The 19,805-nt window shown below is 42.3% G+C and carries 21 protein-coding genes; 14 read left to right on the top strand and 7 right to left on the bottom strand.

The annotated features are described in order from the left end of the window. Positions 1–165 precede the first annotated feature (165 nt). Complete coding sequence (locus IEV39_RS06220; protein WP_005285546.1) at positions 166–1,356, top strand: MFS transporter; 1,191 nt, start codon at positions 166–168, stop codon at positions 1,354–1,356. 60 nt (positions 1,357–1,416) lie between these two features. Here the strand turns inward: IEV39_RS06220 and IEV39_RS06215 are convergent, their stop codons facing one another. Next, complete coding sequence (locus tag IEV39_RS06215) at positions 1,417–2,853, bottom strand: trehalose-6-phosphate synthase (RefSeq protein ID WP_005285547.1); 1,437 nt, start codon at positions 2,851–2,853, stop codon at positions 1,417–1,419. Continuing rightward, the gene (gene otsB / locus IEV39_RS06210) at positions 2,841–3,701 is read right to left on the bottom strand and encodes a trehalose-phosphatase (RefSeq protein ID WP_005285555.1); all 861 of its coding nucleotides are present in this window, start codon (positions 3,699–3,701) and stop codon (positions 2,841–2,843) included. Before otsB ends, IEV39_RS06215 begins: the two co-directional genes overlap by 13 nt. Positions 3,702–3,954: 253 nt before the next feature. Between otsB and IEV39_RS06205 the strand changes: the two genes are divergently transcribed. The 9 genes from IEV39_RS06205 to IEV39_RS06165 all read left to right on the top strand — a co-directional run bounded on the left by IEV39_RS06205 (position 3,955) and on the right by IEV39_RS06165 (position 12,745). Continuing rightward, positions 3,955–4,143, top strand: a complete 189-nt coding sequence (locus IEV39_RS06205; protein ID WP_005230176.1) for a hypothetical protein — start codon at positions 3,955–3,957, stop codon at positions 4,141–4,143. Between the two features lie 475 nt (positions 4,144–4,618). Next, positions 4,619–5,494: a MaoC/PaaZ C-terminal domain-containing protein gene (locus IEV39_RS06200; RefSeq protein ID WP_005285556.1), complete on the top strand. Its 876-nt coding sequence runs from the start codon at positions 4,619–4,621 to the stop codon at positions 5,492–5,494. Positions 5,495–5,520: 26 nt separating this feature from the next. Next, positions 5,521–7,797 (top strand): molybdopterin-dependent oxidoreductase, encoded by a 2,277-nt coding sequence (locus IEV39_RS06195; protein WP_005285557.1) that lies wholly within the window; start codon positions 5,521–5,523, stop codon positions 7,795–7,797. A gap of 289 nt (positions 7,798–8,086) precedes the next feature. Beyond that, the gene (gene moaA / locus IEV39_RS06190; protein WP_032883149.1) at positions 8,087–9,118 is read left to right on the top strand and encodes a GTP 3',8-cyclase MoaA; all 1,032 of its coding nucleotides are present in this window, start codon (positions 8,087–8,089) and stop codon (positions 9,116–9,118) included. Positions 9,119–9,142: 24 nt separating this feature from the next. Next, positions 9,143–9,394, top strand: a complete 252-nt coding sequence (locus IEV39_RS06185; RefSeq protein WP_005285560.1) for a MoaD/ThiS family protein — start codon at positions 9,143–9,145, stop codon at positions 9,392–9,394. A gap of 2 nt (positions 9,395–9,396) precedes the next feature. Next, on the top strand, positions 9,397–9,912 hold the full coding sequence (locus IEV39_RS06180; protein ID WP_005285564.1) for a molybdenum cofactor biosynthesis protein MoaE: 516 nt from the start codon (positions 9,397–9,399) through the stop codon (positions 9,910–9,912). 17 nt (positions 9,913–9,929) lie between these two features. After that, complete coding sequence (moaCB, locus tag IEV39_RS06175; RefSeq protein WP_005285565.1) at positions 9,930–10,853, top strand: bifunctional molybdenum cofactor biosynthesis protein MoaC/MoaB; 924 nt, start codon at positions 9,930–9,932, stop codon at positions 10,851–10,853. Further along, the gene (locus IEV39_RS06170; RefSeq protein ID WP_005285567.1) at positions 10,853–12,082 is read left to right on the top strand and encodes a molybdopterin molybdotransferase MoeA; all 1,230 of its coding nucleotides are present in this window, start codon (positions 10,853–10,855) and stop codon (positions 12,080–12,082) included. The genes moaCB and IEV39_RS06170 overlap by 1 nt, the downstream gene beginning before the upstream one ends. A gap of 180 nt (positions 12,083–12,262) precedes the next feature. Beyond that, the gene (locus tag IEV39_RS06165) at positions 12,263–12,745 is read left to right on the top strand and encodes a winged helix-turn-helix transcriptional regulator (protein WP_005230190.1); all 483 of its coding nucleotides are present in this window, start codon (positions 12,263–12,265) and stop codon (positions 12,743–12,745) included. Here IEV39_RS06165 and IEV39_RS06160 read toward each other — a convergent pair whose 3' ends face one another. Beyond that, positions 12,746–14,137, bottom strand: coding sequence for an aminotransferase-like domain-containing protein (locus tag IEV39_RS06160; RefSeq protein WP_005285569.1), 1,392 nt, complete (start codon positions 14,135–14,137; stop codon positions 12,746–12,748). It abuts the gene before it with no gap. 122 nt (positions 14,138–14,259) lie between these two features. On the opposite strand from IEV39_RS06160, the gene IEV39_RS06155 reads away from it, so the two are divergent. Next, entirely contained in the window at positions 14,260–15,123 is an 864-nt protein-coding gene (locus IEV39_RS06155; RefSeq protein WP_005285571.1) for a DMT family transporter, read from the top strand. A gap of 6 nt (positions 15,124–15,129) precedes the next feature. Here IEV39_RS06155 and IEV39_RS06150 read toward each other — a convergent pair whose 3' ends face one another. Genes IEV39_RS06150 through tusD form a run of 4 tightly spaced genes read right to left on the bottom strand, consistent with a single transcriptional unit; the run spans position 15,130 to position 16,539 of the window. Next, on the bottom strand, positions 15,130–15,441 hold the full coding sequence (locus tag IEV39_RS06150) for a TusE/DsrC/DsvC family sulfur relay protein (protein WP_005230193.1): 312 nt from the start codon (positions 15,439–15,441) through the stop codon (positions 15,130–15,132). Positions 15,442–15,480: 39 nt separating this feature from the next. Continuing rightward, on the bottom strand, positions 15,481–15,765 hold the full coding sequence (locus IEV39_RS06145) for a hypothetical protein (protein ID WP_005230194.1): 285 nt from the start codon (positions 15,763–15,765) through the stop codon (positions 15,481–15,483). A gap of 11 nt (positions 15,766–15,776) precedes the next feature. Beyond that, complete coding sequence (locus IEV39_RS06140; RefSeq protein WP_005230195.1) at positions 15,777–16,127, bottom strand: hypothetical protein; 351 nt, start codon at positions 16,125–16,127, stop codon at positions 15,777–15,779. A 43-nt stretch (positions 16,128–16,170) separates the two neighbouring features. Beyond that, complete coding sequence (gene tusD, locus IEV39_RS06135) at positions 16,171–16,539, bottom strand: sulfurtransferase complex subunit TusD (protein ID WP_005230196.1); 369 nt, start codon at positions 16,537–16,539, stop codon at positions 16,171–16,173. Between the two features lie 67 nt (positions 16,540–16,606). On the opposite strand from tusD, the gene IEV39_RS06130 reads away from it, so the two are divergent. The 3 genes from IEV39_RS06130 (at position 16,607) to IEV39_RS06120 (ending at position 19,734) form a co-directional block, all read left to right on the top strand. Beyond that, positions 16,607–17,614, top strand: a complete 1,008-nt coding sequence (locus IEV39_RS06130; protein WP_005285574.1) for an SDR family NAD(P)-dependent oxidoreductase — start codon at positions 16,607–16,609, stop codon at positions 17,612–17,614. Positions 17,615–17,728: 114 nt separating this feature from the next. Further along, positions 17,729–19,123, top strand: coding sequence for a class II fumarate hydratase (gene fumC / locus IEV39_RS06125; RefSeq protein ID WP_005230200.1), 1,395 nt, complete (start codon positions 17,729–17,731; stop codon positions 19,121–19,123). A gap of 119 nt (positions 19,124–19,242) precedes the next feature. Further along, positions 19,243–19,734: a hypothetical protein gene (locus tag IEV39_RS06120; protein ID WP_165569276.1), complete on the top strand. Its 492-nt coding sequence runs from the start codon at positions 19,243–19,245 to the stop codon at positions 19,732–19,734. Positions 19,735–19,805 lie beyond the last annotated feature (71 nt).

Genomic DNA, 19,805 nt, shown 5'->3' with positions numbered 1-19,805 from the left:
AACTTTATATTTGTAAAAAAAGATGTTTTTCATGTAATTTTGTGTATAATTTCGCCATAAAAGCCTCTGTGAATTTATAGAACTGCTCTATAGATCCACAGGGGTTTTTCTATGGAGATTTATCTGAGATGGAAGATCTGAGTTAATTTGTGTGGATGGTATTAAATGATCCTTTTTTCCAGAGCTGCCCTTGTTGATCCTGAAATTCAATTAAGTGCTCAACGTCTTTCAACTCGCTTCAGCTTTTTCGGCTTGGGTTTTGCTACGGCTGCCTGGGCACCGCTGATCCCTTTTGCGCAACAGCGTCTGCATTTTAATCATGCAGATTTCGGCTTATTGTTATTATGCGGTGGCTTAGGTGGCATGCTGGCTATGCCTGCGACGGGCAAAATCGTCCAGCGTATTGGCTGCCGTGTACCGATTGGCTTTGCTTTATTGTTGCTCGCCGTTTTGCTGCCTAGCCTGAGTTTATGCAGTACCCCTTTAATGATGGCCATCTCCTTATTCTTATTTGGTACCGCCTCAGGAAGCTTGGGCGTTGCGCTTAATATCCAGGCTGTGGTGGTCGAGAAGAACAGCCTGAAATCGCTGATGTCCGGCTTTCATGGGATGGCCAGTCTGGGCGGATTGGCCGGCGTACTGACCATTACTGCATTACTGGCCTTGAGTGTTTCACCGCTGGTGAGTGCGCTGGCAGTGAGCTTGCTGTTGGTACTTATCGCCGTTCTTTTAGCGCCACTCAGTATAAAAGCGGTGGAAAATACAGTACCAGAAGCATCCTCGACCGTTAAAAAGTCGCTTCTCCAGCGTTTGCCACAACCTTTGATTGTGCTGATCGGGTTGGCTTGCTTTATCATTTTTATGATGGAAGGCGCAGCAATGGACTGGAGCGGGATTTATTTAACCCATGAATATGGGGTAAATGCTGCCTTTGCAGGATTGGCCTATACCTTTTTTGCGATTGCCATGACCACAGGACGTTTTACCGGACACACCCTGATCCGCTATTTCGGTGAGAAAAAACTGCTCAGCTATAGCGCGATTTGTGCCGCCTTGGGTTTGGCGCTGGTCAGTATTGCACCGCATTGGTGGCTGGTATTACTGGGCTATACTTTAGTTGGTGCAGGATGTTCCAATATCGTACCGATCATGTTTTCACGTGCCGGACGTCAGACCGTCATGACAAGCGCAATCGCACTGTCTTGTGTGTCAACATTGGCCTATACAGGCATACTGGTCGGGCCTGCTATGATTGGAATGATTGCTGAGCTGTTCGGTTTAAGTACGGTTTTTATGGCCTTATCAGGCGTATTATTGCTGATAGTAGCATTAAATCGTTGGACTTACGTGAAATAAGATACAGGTAAAATTGAACTGGCAATATCTGGATATTGCCAGTTGCTTGCTAAATGGCTGTTATAAATTTTGATAAATCGGATTAACGTTACGCATTCCCATAAATCTGAAATCCTGTAAAGCGGTTTTGTAATGTAAGTCACTAAGAAATGCATTGCGCCAGTCATTAATATCAAAATCTTTTAAACCTTTCATCAGTTGTTTGTAGCGTGAAATACGTTCTTGACGCGGCATTTCCAGCGCGGTTTTTAAGGCATTGACCATCGCCGTTTTATCGGTCGGGTCTACCAGAATTGCTTCTGACATGTGTTCCGCTGCACCTGCATATTTAGACAAAATTAATACGCCTGGATTAGACGGATTTTGTGCCGCAATATATTCTTTTGCGACCAGATTCATGCCGTCACGAATTGAACTGATCCAGCAGACATCGGCCTGACGATAGATTTGCATCAAGTGATGATGTTTCATTGCATCATAGATACATTCCACCGGTTGCCAGTCTTCTTGGGCAAATTCCTGATTAATCATCTCGATCTTAATTTTAAAACGCTCAAATAAACGTTGATAAGCAGGGACTTCCAGACGACACGGGCAAGCAATCTGCAAATGTTGAATATGTTGATGATATTCAGGATATTGCTCTAAAAATTCTGCATAGGACAGGAAGCGTTCCAGCAAACCTTTTGAGTAATCGATCCGGTCGACGCCAATAATGGTTTTCGCGGCATTCAGTTCCACAGGACGGGTAATGAAATCCTGAACATCGATAAACTGTTGGGCTGCTTTTTGGATGGCTGTTGGATTGATCCCAATCGGATAGCATTTAATCATGGTCAAACGTTGATGGTAACTTAATAAAGTTTGCTGAATCTTTTGTACTTTCAATAAGGATGTGCAGACTTGCATACATACTTTCTGATCTTTTTCGGTTTGCAGACCCACCACATCGTACTGACACAAGTCTTCAATCAATGCCTGTGCACACGGAATTTTTTGCCAGATAAATAAAGGAGCAAAAGGGATATGCAGGAAGAATCCAATCTTGTTTTGCATACCCAATTCACGGCAGTATTTTGCCACGCTCAAGAAGTGGTAGTCATGCACCCAGATGGTATCGTCGGGTTCTGCAATTTCTGCAAGTTTTTGAGCGAATAAATAATTAACTTGCTGATAACCTTCATACTCCGATGATTTATATTCAATTAGGTCAGAACGATAATGCATGGCTGGCCAAAGTGTATTATTGGCAAATCCGGCATAATAATCTGAATATTGCGACTCAGTTAAAGGGCAGGTGATATATTCAACGTCATCTTTACGAAGTAAATTAAACTGTACCTCATCTGGTGTATCGACTCTTTCTCCGTTCCATCCAAGCCATACACCGCCAATATCATCTAAAGCATCTTGTATTGCCACAGCAAGTCCACCTGCCGAAGCCTTTTGCCCGTTTGGAATACTGACACGATTGGATAAAATAATTAATTTAGACATATTTTCTCTCCACCTAAGTTGTTGTTGCCCTTAATGTTGTTGATATTGTTGTCATGGTTTTGAACATGCTCTAAAAATAATTCTAAAAAATCATGAACTTGTTTTGTGTCTTCAAGTTGGTATCTGGCATGGGTCAATCCTTGGCCTACTTTGATTGAAATGCCTTGTTCAATCTGATTGACAACATAAAAGCCATCTTCATCCGTAACGTCATCGCCAATAAAAATGGGTGCATAAGCATCTTGTTGCTTGAGGTGCGCTAAAACTTCCTTAATTGCCAGACCTTTATTGGCTTGTGCGGGAATTAACTCATAAACGAATTTGCCTTGAATTAATTTCAGCTGAGGAAATACTTGCTGGGTTTCCAATATTATTTTTTTTGCAATATTTTCCAGTTCAGGCGCTTTTCTATAATGTAAGGCGATTGAAGAGCTCTTATTTTCAATCAGTAAGTCAGGATAAGAGCTACATGCTTTAGTTAATATGTTGTAAATATAGGAAATTTCTAAAAAATTCTTCGATGTTTTTAATTGTTTTTCTTTACCTAGATATATTTCTAAGCCATGTAATGCAGCAATCGGAAGATCAATCGTTTCAAATAGTTTACGTGCAGATTCAATATCTCGTCCAGTTACTGCGACCACCGGAATTTGTTCTAATATTATTTTATTTATAATATCTAAAGTGCTCGATGGAATATAGCAATCATTAGGATCTAATTGGAAATCCGATAAAGTCCCATCTATATCCAGAAACAGGCATGGCTTATTATTATTCGAGCTAAGCTTATCTCTCAGACAGGTTAAATAATCTGATGCTGAACTTATTTTATCTGTTCTATTGTTCAATTTTAATATCTCTTATTACCATTTTATTTTATTATAGAGCGATAAAAAATTTATAATAGTTGAGTTGTCAATAAGCAAACATAAGCAGAACGTAATTTACATTAGTAATGTTTGTAATACATCGTAAATTTTTCTTACATTTCTCATATAGAATGTTTTGGTATTTAAGATTTATATAGTGCATGGCTCTGTTGTAGTACATACTTCAATATATTAATTTTTAATAAACTGTATTGAGTCTTAGGAGATGAATATGCAAAAAGTATCTGACTATTATGATGATTTTCCTGAATTTAATCCTGCAAATTATGATCAGGAAGGAAATTACAAACCTGAATATATGATTAAAAGAAGCAAAATGTTTCAATCAAAAGATATTAATGAAAAGCTATATAATGAGAAAAAAGACCTCTTGGTAAAACATAAGAAGTTAATATATTGATGAGCATTTTGTGATTGAGTAATCATTTTTAGGTCAGTTTGTTATTATATGTCTCATATAAAAGGGCTTTTACATAAAGATGAAAAGCCCTTTTTATTTTGGATTAAAATACTTTTGTGAAATTGTAATTGTATGAATTTTAATAAAATTTTATTTCTAAAATGCTGAGTTGAGTTTTGTTTTATTTAAATTTTTATAAAAAAGAATAAACCTCAATATATTAATACGTGGTTTGTTATCATAATTGTAACTTAAATTGTCTTATATTAAGTTGTTATAAGCTTGTCATCTCAAAGTCATGCGGCTATCCATAGATTTTTTGAATTCAGATAAAAGGTCTTGACCTTCGGCTTAACGAGTTCTATTTTAGAACCTGTTTGAAATTTAAGCACGGCGAGAGTACTGCAATTCAGGTAATCTATTGCCTTATTGTCGTTTACCTCATGAAAAAAATAACAGGAATAAGGAGTTGGAGATGCGGACAGTTCATTATCAGCAGATTCCATTGCAATTTTTATTTGAGCATCAGGCAACCTTGACTGGGCTTGGAAAAATATTCTTACGAAGCTTTAAAAGAGCCAAAGCAGTGCAAAGTGATTGGCAAGCACTTGCACCCATTAAAGAAATTATTAAAGCGCCGAGTGATGAATTGGTGAATCACTACATTCAATGGAGCGGAGCGCCGCTCAGTAAATATTCCAATACAATTCCGGCACATATGGTATCCCAGTGGGGGCTGTCATTTGCGACCCGTCTACTGTTACAGACTGCTTATCCGCTCAGTCAGGTGATTAATCAAGGAGTGAGTTTAAAAATTTATGGTGATATTCCAAGAAATGAAAAGCTGCTGATTCAGGCCAAAATCGCCACGGTGGACGAACGAAATGGTCTGGCACGTCTTTCCGTGCAAATCATTACCGGAACGATTACCCAGCCAGAATTAGTCGAAACGGTATTACACATGGTATTTATGTTGCCGCATTTTAAGAAAAGCAAACGTACAGAATCTCGTGATGACAAAACCTGGCAATCTGTGGGAGAGTGGTCGGCGACAGCGGATGATGGTTTTAAGTTTGCCTTGCTGACGGGTGACTTTAATCCAATTCATTGGATCGGGCCGTTAGCGAAAATGTCGAGCTTTGGACAAAAAGTTTTACATGGCTTTGGTATGTTTGCACGCAGCTTTGAATTACTTCCTGAACCGATCCAGCAAATTGATGTGCGCTTTTTAAAACCGGTTAAATTGCCTTCAGAACATAACCAAGTCGAAATCAGCAGCGAGCAGGGGCAGAATCATGTCCGTTTAGTGGGAGCAGCAGGACAAATCTGCTTAACAGGTCAATATTCATAAAACAATAAATATTAAGGTGAAAAATAATGACTGGCATGGTACCCAGACAGGATGTCACAGCTTGCATACTATGTTCACGTAACTGTGGGCTGAGTGTGGACATTGAAGATAACCAGTTTAAAAAGATCAAAGGTGATGTAAACCATCCTTTTTCACAAGGTTATATCTGTCAGAAAGCAGCGCGATTGCAACATTATCAGCAACATGCAGACCGTTTGACAGCACCATTAAAGCGTCAAGCTGATGGTTCCTTTCAGCAGATCAGCTGGGACCAGGCGATTCAGGAGATTGCCGAACAGCTGGTCCAGATTCGGGATACCCATGGTGGAACTGCATTCGCTACTGTCGGTGGCGGTGGGCAGGGCAATCATTTGGGCGCTGCTTATGGTCGGCAACTGTTATATGCCATGAAAAGCTTTTATGCTTATAACTCCTTAGCTCAGGAAAAAACAGGAGATTTCTGGGTCAATGGTCGTTTATTTGGTAGCCAGGCCTGTCATACCACCGAGGATGTGGAGCATGCTGATTATGTGCTGTTTATTGGAACCAATCCCTTTCAGGCACATGGCATTCCCAATGCCAGAGATACCTTGAAACAGATTAAAAAAGATCCGGATCGCACCATGGTGGTGTTCGATCCGCGTGTCACCGAAACAGCCAAACAGGCGGATATTCATGTACAGCTGAAACCGGGAACGGACGCTTATCTGATGTCTGCCATGATTGCGATCCTGTTGCAGGAAAATCTTTATGACCAGCAGTTTATAGATCAACATACTCATGGTTTTGATGAAGTAAAGCAGGCTTTTGCGGCGGTTCCGATAGAACAATATATCCACAAAGCAGACGTTCCGGTTGGGTTGATTTATCAGATCGTACGTGACTTTGCTCAAGCCAAACGTGGTTGTGTACGTATTGATTTGGGAATTCAACATACCTTAAACACCACCTTGAATGGCTATTTAGAGAAACTTCTATATCTCCTGACAGGACATTTTGGACAGCAGGGAAGCAATAATCTGCATAGTATGTTTATTCCAATCCTGAGCCATACCGATGAGCGCAATCCCAAGTATCGGCGTACAGTTCACCATAAAATGTTTCCGATTTCGGGGTTCTTTCCGCCGAATATCTTGCCAGATGAGATCCTAAAGGCAGGAGAAAAACGGATTCGTGCCGTATTTGTGGATAGTTGTAATCCTTTACTGACTTATCCTGATACGGCAGCTTATGAGCAAGCCTTCCGGTCACTGGAGCTTCTGGTCGTGGTGGACGTTGCGATGACAGAAACTGCACGTCTGGCCGATTATATTTTGCCGGCGCATAGTCAGTTCGAAAAATGGGAATTTACCGGATTCAATTTGGAATTTCCTAAAAATGGCTTTCATTTACGCCATCCACTTTTTAAAGCCCAAGGTGATACTTTGCCTGAGGCCGAAATTTATACCCGATTACTGGAAGCCATGCAGGTGATTCCGCGACAGTTTCCCATCCTGAGCAAAATTGCGCAAAAAGACAGTGCAAAAACGGCTTATCTTGCCTATTTCGGAGCGCTGGGGGCCAGTTTTGTTCAACATAAGCAACTGATTCCTTATGCTGCCTCTATCGTTTATCGAACTCTAGGTAAAACATTACCAGACGATGCAGCTTCGACCGCTTTATTGTTGCCCTTATGCATGCAATATGCGGCACAGCATTTTAAAGCGGTGAAGCGAGCGGGCTATGCAGGCAATCGTCTTAATCTTGGGGTCAAGCTGTTTCAGGCCATTTTGCAACAGCGTTCAGGCGTGGTGCTGTCGCAGCATGATTATGCCGATGTCTGGGAGCTGATCGCCTATAAAGATAAAATGATCCGTTTAGCAATTCCGGAAATGTTTATCGAGCTGGCGCAGTTACAGCATCAGAAATTTGCAGCCACGGCAGACTATCCTTTTATCTTGCTGGCTGGTGAGCGACGTAGCTACAATGCCAACCAGATCTATAGAGATCCTGCCTGGCGTAAAGTCGATGCAGAAGGGCGTTTAAGAATCAATCCTGATGATGCGGTGGCGTTAGGTGTTGAAACAGGGCAAATGCTGCAATGTATTTCTGAGCATGGCCAGATTCTGGTAATGGTGGAACTGGATGAAGGGATGCGCAAAGGCGTGGTGTCATTACCGCACGGTTATGGTTTAAGTTATGCTGGTGCTGCACCGGTTGGACCACAATTGAACCGTCTGACCTCGACACGGCATTGTGACCCGTTGTCCAAGACGCCCTACCATAAATATGTACCTGTACGTTTGCAGCCAGTAATGGTTTAGACGATCAGGGTATTGATTTTATTATAATGATGCACCAAATTTAATCACTGCTGAGCAAATTGCTTGAAAATAGTGCATGCAATTTTGAACAAAAATATGCAAGACATCAGATATTTTTATGCGTAAATTGAATGTGTTGCTGATTTGTATGAATCAGCAGCAGCAAGCTTGAACACAGGATGTGATTGGAATAATTATTGCTGTAATAAAAAATACTTTGATTCAATACATCAACAAACCTGCACAGAACTTGTGCTGGGCCAGTTAAAAGATCTACAAATGAGTGCGTATGATGAAGCATGAAAAACTTGAAACGACTTTACCGGTTCTTCAGGACCAGTATGGTCGTATTAAGCGTAAGTTACGGATTTCCGTGACGGATCGCTGCAATTTCAAGTGCATTTATTGTATGCCTGAGCATCCTGAATGGATGAAAAAACAGGATTTGCTTAGTTTCGAAGCCTTATTTGCCTTTTGCCAATATATGGTCGGGCAAGGGATCGAGAATATTCGTATCACGGGTGGCGAGCCGTTAATGCGTCAGGGCGTGGTGCATTTTATTGCTGATTTACAACGGCTAAGAGCGTTCGGCTTAAAACGGATTTCAATCACTACCAATGCCCATTATCTGGCGAAGTATGCACAAGCTTTGAAACAGGCGGGTTTAGACGATCTTAATATCAGTCTGGATAGCCTGAATCCGGCCCAGTTCAAGCAACTAACCAAAAAGGAACTTGCACCCGTACTCAATGGTATAGAGGCTGCAAGAAAGGCTGAGCTGCCATTTAAACTCAATTGTGTGTTAATGAAAGGTCGAAATGATGACCAGATTGTGCCGATGGTACAGTGGGCAAAACAACAGAGCATCCCATTGCGCTTTATCGAGTTTATGCCACTGGATGGTGATCGGCACTGGACGAATGATACGGTGGTCACTGAAGCGGAAATTTTAGCGCAACTCCAGCCACATTATGAGGTTCAGCTTTTACCACAGCAGCATGAGCCTGCACGGATCTATCAACTCGATGGCAATTATCCACTTGGTATTATTTCGACCATTAGCCATTCATTTTGTGGCGATTGCGATCGAATCCGTTTAACGGCTCAAGGTGAACTGTATAACTGTCTATTTGCTCAACAAGGCTTAAATATCAAGCCTTATTTACAGGATATACTTCAACAGAATAATGAATTAAAGCAGCTTGCATTACTGCAACTCGAACAACAGCTTAAACCTTATATCTGGCATAAAGCCCAAGGTTATCATGCCATACAACAGCAACACACCCGTAAAATCAGTATGCATATGCTGGGTGGTTAAACCCGCATGTGATCTGGAGTAAATATGCAAACCATTGAGATTAAAATTGAAGCTTTTGGCGCAATTGAACGATTGTTGCCCAAGGCGCTAGCATTCGTGTTTGCAGAAAATCAAAGTGTCAAAGATGTATTGACCCGTATAGTAAAGCTCTATCCTGAGGCTGATCAGGCCATGGAAAAATGTGCCTGCGCAATAGGAGAAGATATGGTGACGCGTCAAACCGCATTAGATAGATCTTGTACTTTAGTACTGTTGTCGCCAGTAGCAGGAGGCTAAATATGCGTGAATTTGCCCGAGTACAGGATCAGCCGCTAAGCCTTGACAGCTTTGATCCCATTCAATCCTTTCCTGAATGTGGGGGGATTGATATTTTTATCGGCACAGTGCGTAACCATCATGAAGGTAAAGCGGTCAAGGCCTTGAAATATACCTCCTATACGCCCGTTGCTGAAAAGATGATTCGTGAAATCGAACAGCAAGTCAAAGACAAATATCAGGTTTCTTATGTTCGGGTGATGCATCGTATCGGTTATCTAGAGGTCAGCGAAACGGCAATTATTGCCATTGCCTATGCCGCTCATCGCCGTGAAGCTTTTCAGGCCTGTGAAGAAGCTGTAGAACGGGTCAAACATGAGGTTCCGATCTGGAAAGAAGAGTTTTTCATGGATGGCACCAGTCACTATGTGGAAGGCTGTTGTATCCGCAAAGATACGGCTGAATCAACGTCTCAGGCTGAGCGGCATCAACATGTTCATCATTCAGAAAATTGCACACATACGCATACACACGAATAAAGTCTCAGGAAGTTAAAATGAAAAATGTTGGGATGAAACCCGAAAGTTACCGTGTAGCAGAAGCTCAAGCAATTTTACATGCACCCGCCCATTGTATTCAGTTACTTCGTGATGGAAATACCGAAAAAGGCGATGCCTTAAAAACCGCGCGAATTGCAGGCATTCTGGCAGCGAAACGCACAGACGAGCTGATTCCGCTGTGTCATCCCTTACCGATTTATCGTGCTGATGTGGAATATGAGCTGCAGGATGATCATGTGGTGATCTTAACCACAGTTGAAACCATCGGACCGACAGGTGTTGAGATGGAAGCTTTGACGGCTGCCAGTCTGGCCGGATTAACCCTGTATGACATGCTGAAACCGCATTGCGAACCTGAAGAGCTGTGTCTGGATCAATGCAAGTTACTGAAGAAAAAGGGTGGTAAATCCCACTTTAAACGCACTTTGCGTCAGCCTGTTTCTGCTGCTGTGATTGTGCTTTCGGATACTGTGGCTTCGGGACGTAAACCGGATACGGCAGGTAAGTCCGTGGTTGAGACCTTGACCGAAGCGGGCTTTGATCCGATTCATTATCAAATCCTGCCTGATGAAGCTGACCAGTTAAAAGATCTGGTTCTGGAGTTAACTAAATCTTATGCTTGCATCATGACGGTTGGTGGAACAGGAATTGGCAAGCGTGATATTACGGTGGATACGCTTGAGCCGCTGCTGGAAAGAAAACTGGATGGTCTGATGGAAGCGGCACGTTCATTTGGTCAGAAGCGCACGCCTTATGCGGCGATGTCACGTGGTGTTGCAGGGTTTATTGATCGTTCGTTGGTGGTGACTTTGCCGGGCAGTCGCGGCGGTGCCAGTGAGTCCATGGCAGCGATTTTACCTGCATTGGTACATATTTTTGATGTCTGCCGAGACTTACCACATCCGGGAGGTTATGAATAATGTCTGGATGTGGTGCTGAAAAAGGCTTGATCAGTATTGATGATGCATTCGCACTGATTCAAGCTCAAACCAAAATCTTAGCCACTGAGACCTTGCCTTTGGGCGAGTGTCTCAATCGTTATCTGGCTCAAGTGATCACTTCTCAGGTGAATTTACCCAGCTTCTCACAAAGTGCAGTGGATGGCTATGCAATCCATAGTGTAAGTGAAAATCTGCAAGAGGCGACTTTCTCGGTGATTGGTGAAATTAAAGCGGGCAGTGAGTCTGATGTAGAGCTTAGGGATGGACAAGCCGTTCGTATTTTTACTGGCGGGAAAATCCCTGAAGGAACCACCCATGTAGCTCGGCAAGAAATTGTACATGTTGAAAGCGAGCATCTGATCCGTTTGACTGAGCATATCAAGGCTCAGGCCGATATCCGTTTTACCGGAGAAGAAGTGCAGCGTGGGCAACAACTGGCGGAGCCTGGTCAACGCATTAATATCGGTGCTTTGGCAGCTTTAAGTATGGCGGGTGTGAAAACGCTTAAAGTATTTAAACAGCCCAAAGTTGCCGTGGTGATTACCGGTGATGAAGTTGCTGAAACTCCCGATGATCTACAGGCTGGCAAAGTGTTTGATGCCAATGGTCCGCTGTTAAAAGCCTGGTTGCAAGACTATGGGCTAGCGGTAGAAATACGTCATATAGCAGATGAAGCAGAACAGGTGACACAATGCTTTGAACAGCTCAAACCGCATTATGATGTGATTATTACCACAGGCGGTGTTTCTGTGGGGGACTATGATTTCGTCCGTCCTTGTGCGTTTGAAGCAGGTTTTGAGCAGGTGTTCTGGAAGGTCAAGCAAAAACCAGGCAAGCCTTTATTTTTTGCTGAATATACGGCTCCCAATCATCACTGCTATATACTCGGTTTGCCTGGTAATCCGGCAGCCGTGTATGTGTGTATGCAAATGTATGGCAAGGTTCTATTCGATGCCTTACAAAACCAGACTCAATCTCTGGAATGGTTTAACGCAATACTGACCCATGATTTGAAGTCGGATGCACGTGAGCGATTCTTACGCATGCATGCCTATTTTGAACAAGGTCAACTCAAGCTGAAAAGCCTTGCCAAGCAGCAATCGCATATGCTGAGTAATCTGATGCAGGCCAACTGTCTGGTACGTATTCCTGCGCATATCCAGCCTGAAGCAGGAATGGAAATGAACGGAGTATTCATTCGTAATTAAAGGTTCAGCAGAAATGAATGAAATTTGTGAATATTGTCACTTTTCGCCAAGTGCCAATATTGCATCTGATGGATAAGGTAGTTTAGTGTATATTTTATATTGTTTAGTTTCTAAACATGACGGTTCAAGACATAGATTCCATGTCTGCAAAAACTTTAAAAAAATGATTAGGTGATAATAATGAAATGGGAAGAAATTGGCGATCAGCCATGTTCAGTAGCTCGGACGCTTTCAGTATTAGGTGATCGTTGGACAATGCTCATCTTACGTAATGCATTTATGGGTGTACGCCGTTTTGATGACTTTCAACGAAGTCTGGGCTTAACCCGTCACGTTCTTTCAGAACGCTTAAAACGTCTGGTCGAGCACGAGATTTTAATCAAGGTGCCGTATGTCGACCGACAGGAACGCTTTGAATACCAACTGACTGAAAAAGGTTTGGATCTGTATCCGATCCTTCTGGCGATGGTGCAATGGGCAGATAAATGGATGGATATGGGACTGGGCAAGCCACTTGAATTTACGCATAAAAGCTGTGGCAAGAAAATTAGCCCGAAAGTGATCTGTTCAGAATGTGAAGAGCCGATCCATGTCAAAGATGTGCGGGTGGCTGCTGGTCCGGGCTATTTTGCTTTTATCGAACAGAAACAAAAAAGTGCATAATCAACCATGCTGATGTGCTATCTGAATCGCATGCGATAGCACCTCGAAAATTTTTGGGTTCTGGCATTGCGCCACATTAAAACGAATAAAATTTTTAAACTTCTGGCTTTGACTAAAGGCATTGCCGGGTGCCAGAATCACGCCTTGTTCCAGACAGTATTGAGCAATTCGTGCTGTATCCAGATGTTCAGCTAATTCACACCATAGAAATAGACCTGCCTGAGGTTTCACCCACGGCTTGATGCCCAGTTTCTCTAACTGTTTGATGGTTGAATCCATGGCTTTTGCCAGATCTATTTTCAATTCATCCAGATATTTACGATAGCTACCATCCGTTAAAGCTGAAAATAAAATTTCTGCGCAAAGGTTATTGCCGCCAAAGCTGGTCGCAATCTTGATGTCCGTTAAATCCTCGATCCACTCTGGTTTGGTTGCGATATAACCTGTGCGGACTGCACCCGACAAAGTTTTAGAAAAACTGCCAATATGAATGACACGAGACAGGCCATCCAGTGCTGCGAGTCGTGGCGCCGTGTGGAGTTCCAAATCTGCAAAAATATCATCTTCAATCACAATCAGGTTAGATTGCTCAACCAGTTTTAACACCTGATAGGCTTTGGATGCGGTGAGTACGGCACCGGTCGGATTATGAATGCCTGAATTGGTAATATATAAGCGGGGATTATGTTTGTGAATGGCCTGAGCGAATGCCTCAATATCAGGTCCGGTTTGCGTATAAGGCACGCCAATGATCTGAATCTGGTGAACTTTGAGTAAGGCGTGAAAATTAAAATAACAAGGATCATCCACCAGTACCACAACATTGGGTTTTAGAAAATAGCGGCAAATTAAATCAATGGCCTGGGTGCCGGAGTCTGTCAATAGAATGTGATTAGAAGTCGCTTCAATTCCTTTGGTCAAAATTTTACGCGAAAGCAATTCACGTAACGGTGCCAACCCTAGAGGAGTTGAATAATCAGTCAGAATACTTGAACTGGCTCTGGAGACTTTGCGCATTGCTTTGCGTATATTTTCATGCGGCATCCAGTTATCTGGTAACCAGCCACAGCCTGGTTTGAGTACCCCTTGTTTTGCTTCCAGTGCTTGTCTGGAAATCCAGAGCGGGTCAATATTGCGGTCAATTTTAGGGTGAATTTCCGAGATTGATAACGGTGCCAGTGGTCCGGCTACAAAGAAGCCTGAACCTGTTTTTGCTTCGATCAGGCCTTGTGCCGCCAGACGTTCATATGCTTCTACTATGGTCGAGACAGATAGGTTTAAAACAGCAGCCAAGGCGCGTACGGAAGGAAGACGCGAGCCAGGCACCAAGGAGCGATTTTTAATCTGATCATGAATATGTTGTATCACAGAATCAATTTTCGTGCTTTTCATAGGTTTGAGCCTGACTGTGTTGGATTTTATACCAGTACAGTTATTTGAAATTGTACTGTAGTGTGTATGGTGCATTCACCTTAGCACAGTTTAAATTCTGCATATAGATCTGGAGAATTTAAATGAAATCTTTAAGCAGTGGCTGGATCAATGGTTTTATTGGTGTGGTCATATTTGCAGGTTCTTTACCTGCCACCCGTGTGGCGGTCATGGATTTTAGTCCGACCTTTTTAACTGCGGCAAGGGCTGCGATTGCAGGACTTTTAGGCTTGGCACTGCTTCTATTGTCACGACAAAAATTGCCTGAGAAAAAACACTGGCTACCTTTATTGTATGTCGCCCTTGGCGTGGTGGTTGGATTTCCATTATTTACTGCACTAGCTCTTCAATATGTCAGTGCTGCCCATACCATTGTATTTGTGGGGTTATTGCCGTTGGCGACTGCGATTTTTGGTGTATTGCGGGGTGGAGAAAGCCCCAATCTCGCATTCTGGTTGCTTGCTGTTTTAGGCGGAGCGCTGGTTTTTGGTTTTATGGTGTTTCAGACCGGTGTCTGGTCATTTGGTTATGGCGATGTTTTCATGCTATGTGCCATATTACTCTGTGGTTTTGGCTATGCAGAAGGTGGGCAGCTATCAAAGTATTTAGGGGGCTGGCAAGTGATTTGCTGGGCACTGATCATAACCTTACCGATCATGTTGTTACTTTCCTATCTCTACTTACCAGTCAACTTTGCACAGGTTTCAGTTTCTGCAAAGCTGGGTTTAGCCTATGTCTCGTTATTCAGTATGCTGATCGGTTTCTTTTTCTGGTACAAAGGTCTGGCGCAAGGCGGGATTGCCACTGTAGGCCAATTACAACTCCTGCAACCGATATTTGGCCTAATCATTGCTGCGGTGCTGCTGCATGAACAGGTCAGCATCGCGATGTTTGCAGTCACAGTTGCAGTGATTATATGTGTAGCCTGTGCCAAGAAATTTGCTTGAAGGTGATTATAAACAGTTTGCCGGTTTGGGTACGCCCGCTAAACGGCTTAAATGACGGGCAACCAGACCGGTATTAAATCGTTGCTGTAACTCGGCATTATTAATCTCGGGACCGACCGTCTTCATTAAAAACTTAATCAATGGGCGGGTCGCGGGTGAATGCCCAAATTGCTGATAAAACTGACGTACGGCATGGAGGACCTCAAAATGCCAGTCGGTCAGTTCCAAATCCAGTGTTTTCGCTAGTTCCTGAGCCACTTCAGGGTTCCAGATGGTGTAATCGACCAGATGACCGTCTTGATCTAACTCTAATTGCATAAATAGCCTAAGTAAATTTTAAATAAATCCGATTAAAAATTATTTTAAGGTGATACAGCGTTTAAATTGCAAAACTAAATCTGCAAATGCTGCGTAATCAATCACTTTAACATGTTCCTGATTCTCATTACTCAACAGGCTCAGTTCATTTTCCAGGCAGTAGAGATGAGCATAGCGGCTAAAAACTGTCGCTGGAATAGCCAAGCTAGCATCACCCATAATCACGATATGGTCATCAGATTGTGCCATTTGTGCTAACTGCTCCCAGATTTTATCGAGATTGTTATAGGACGATTGGATTAAAAATAAAGCACTATTTTCCATAGTAAAAGTCCTTACCAATACAAGACATGATCAAAAGAATGGATGAATTCAGGGCTCATATTGATAAATTCAATTTCCTGATCGGTGTTTTCTATGATGCTAAGTTGTTGATTTTTATATTCAACCAAAATTGGGGTTAAATCATAGAATTCAAAACTGTCGACCATGTTGGCGGCGATTTTAAAGGCGTGTTTGAGCTGGTCAAATTCTAATTTATTATTCAATAAACTCAATCCGGCATCTCTTAATAATACTTTGACAGAAATACCAAAGGTTGCTAAAACCATAGTTGCAGACAGACTTTCATTGGTCTGCAAATTCGTTAAATTAGGCTGCGTTAGGATGACAAGTACAGATTTCACACAATTTACCTTTTTAAAGCAACACTCTATTAAAGAACTTAAATTAAAATTGAATTAAACGAGAACAGCTTTGCACTGCATCAGCAAGCTCTCCAAGCCCAACCAGCTCAAAACCTTGTGCCAAGTTGTGATGTTGAAGTGAATGACGCTGTGCATTGCCAGCATCAGTGATACCCCGAGCAAGGGCAGCACTGACACAGACAGGGAGTCGAATGCTCAGTTTTTGCCATTCCTGTTTCAGGTTGCGTTGATCATCAGGAAACCACTGTAAATCATTCGCAACGTGAACACCGTCTTGGTAAAAGAAAACACGAAAATCCTCATGCTTATTTTGTAATGCTTGGGCTAAACCGAATGCATGCCATGCAATCACAGACGTAGGCGGAGAAGTAATTAACAGTAGTGTACTCATTGAACATTCACTATGGTCATAGTAGGCAAAATGATGATGGACAGATTAAAAAGAAGGTAAGTATACAATGATTTTGGTGACAGGTGGTTTAGGCTTTATCGGTTCACATATTGCCTTGAGTTTATTGGCTCATGGGCAAGAGATTGTCATTGTTGATAACCTGGCTAACTCAACTTTACAAACTCTGGAACGTCTGGAGTATATTTCAGGCATGTATATTCCTTTTGCGAAACTGGATGTACGGAATACGCCTGCATTAAATAAAGTATTTGAACAATATTCAATTGATACCGTCATTCATACGGCAAGTTTTAAGTCTTTGGAAGAATCTACTTTAAAACCACTCGAATATTATAATGATAATGTCAGTAGTATCATGAGCTTATTACGTGCGATGCAACGGATGGGGGTGAGACAGTTAGTCAATCTTTCCAGTCTAGCCGTCTATGGTCAGTCTGATCCAGCACTTTCAGAAGAAACAGCATTTAATTATAACTCTGCCAATCCTTATATCCGCTCACAGCAAATGGTCGAAGATATTATCGCGGATACCTATAAGGTCGATCCTGAATGGAAGATCGTCAATCTACGTTTATCTAATATCGTGGGTGCATTCGAGCACGGCGTTCTAGGGGAGTATGTCACCCAGTTACCTAAAAATATTGTACCTTTGGCGCTACAGGTGGCTGCTTTGCAACGTGATTGTATTGAACTGCAAAATCAGGCTCAAACGCAGGATGGCACGGTTGAACGTAGCTTCTTACATGTTCTGGATGCGTGTGATGCGATTTTAATGACCTTGAATTGGCTAAAAGCTCAGTCTGGATGCCTGGAATCATTCAATATTGCGCATACACAACTGACCTCAATTCAACGTTTGCTAGACGAAATTTTCACGGTCACTCAGGCTGAGGTCCGTATACAGCCTGCAATCTATCAACATGATGAATTAGCTCAGCTGGGTGCCAATATTGAAAAGGCACAGCGTATTTTAAACTGGACACCGAAACGGTCTTTGGCACAAATGATTGAAGATGAATGGCGTTTTTATCTGAATACTCTGAAAGGTAATTAAGATAATGATTCTTATTTACATATTTGACTGGTTTGATTAGGATAAGCTGACCAGCCAAAGCATTACTTTGCTTCAGCCCGTGAAAATTTTAACCAGATAGAGCAGAGGTTGTTTATGCAAATGCGAATTGAACACGACACCATGGGTGAAATCGAGGTCCCGAACGAAGCCTTGTGGGGTGCGCAGACGCAAAGAAGTTTACAGAACTTTAAGATTGGTCAGGAGCGTTTGCCACGTCCGATGATTCGTGCGATGGGCTTGGTCAAAAAAGCGGCCGCGATCACCAATGCTGAATTAAAACAACTTCCTGAAGATTTAAGCCAATATATTGTCGGTGCTGCTGAAGAAGTAATTGCTGGGCAGTGGGATTCACAATTTCCACTGGTAGTCTGGCAAACCGGTTCGGGTACGCAAAGCAATATGAATTGCAATGAAGTGATTGCCAATATTGCCAACCAGAAATTAGGACAGGTATTGGGTGCACAAAAACCCGTTCATCCGAATGATCATGTCAATCGCGCACAATCAACCAATGACTCTTTTCCGACCGCGATTCATGTTGCTGCCAGTCTGCAAATCAATGAACTCCTGATTCCTGCGGTTGAAAAGTTGAAACAGACCTTACAGCGCAAATCAGAAGAATTTGATGACATTGTCAAAATTGGTCGTACGCATTTACAAGACGCAACGCCTTTAACTTTGGGTCAAGAGTTTAGCGGCTATGTATCGCAACTGGAACATGGTTTAAAACGCTTGCAACAAGCATTGGCTGGACTGTACGAGTTGCCTTTAGGCGGTACCGCAGTTGGAACCGGTTTAAATGCTCATCCTGATTATGCGGTGAAAGCGGCTGAGCAATTGGCCATCTTGACGGGTCTGCCGTTTGTGACCGCGCCAAACAAGTTTGAAGCTTTGGCTGGCCGTGATGCAGCGGTATTTGCATCGGGTGCATTGAAAACCTTGGCTGCAAGTTTAAATAAGATCGCCAATGATATTCGCTGGTTAGCGAGTGGGCCACGTTGTGGTTTTGGTGAAATCCGTATACCTGAGAACGAACCGGGCTCAAGTATCATGCCGGGTAAAGTCAATCCCACCCAGAGTGAAGCCATGACCATGGTGGTTGCTCAAGTTTTAGGAAATGACACCACTATTAACGTTGCGGGTGCATCTGGCAACTTCGAGCTGAATGTGTTTATGCCCGTGATTGCTTATAACTTATTGCAATCGATTCAGTTGCTGGGCGATGCATGTAATAGCTTTAATGATCACTGTGCAGTGGGAATTGAACCGAATCGCGACAAGATTGATCACTTCTTACATAACTCTTTGATGCTGGTGACTGCGCTAAATCCTGTGATCGGTTATGAGAACTCTGCCAAAGTGGCGAAAACCGCTTATAAGGAAAATAAAACCTTGAAACAGGTTGCTGTGGAGCTGGGTTTGGTCACGGCAGAACAATTTGATGAAGTGGTTAAACCTGAAAATATGGTTTCTCCAAATAGTAAATAAAAATCTTTAATCAATAAGATAAAAAATCCTTCTGCTCGTGGAAGGATTTTTTTATGAGTAGTTTTTATAAACTGAACTGCGTACAATACAGTTTTGATTTATCTGACTGTTGCTTCATTATGCTCAATATTTATTTAACGGATACTAAAACCAACATCCAATTTTCTGATTTACCCAATGAAAATCCTGTTAAGTTTCTGTTGAATTTAAAGAAAATTTTTCCAAGTACCGCTGATTTACTATTACCGGTATTGCCAGAAGACAATAATCTAGAAAATGTAACCTGGGAAGCAACCTCAAAAGATTTTGACGTGTTTAAAAAGTTACTGGAAGGTTGGGGTGTGATTGAGCTTCGTTTGAGTGCAATTACCACCTATAAAGATAAGAATTTTGCCAATGAGCTGGTGAAAAAAGCACAAGTTAAGCGTAAGCAGATTGCCCAGACACAACCTCAATTGTCTTTAATTGCACTGGATTATGTGCTAATGCATGAGATTCATGCCTTGATTGATGCTGAACTGGTGATGATCGGTGAAAAATTCTATTTGCCAACATTGCGCGAACTTTGGAAAGGTCAATTCTCCGAGCAAATTTTGCAATGTAAATTCTAAGATTTAAAAGCAGACTTCGAGTCTGCTTTTTTATACTCGATGAATAAATGCAGACGTATAAATCTTGATCT

Origin of the sequence: Acinetobacter courvalinii (assembly GCF_014635545.1) — a bacterium.
Taxonomy (GTDB): domain Bacteria; phylum Pseudomonadota; class Gammaproteobacteria; order Pseudomonadales; family Moraxellaceae; genus Acinetobacter; species Acinetobacter courvalinii.
Note: the sequence above shows the minus strand (reverse complement) of the source record. Positions and strands in the feature narration are given on the sequence as shown.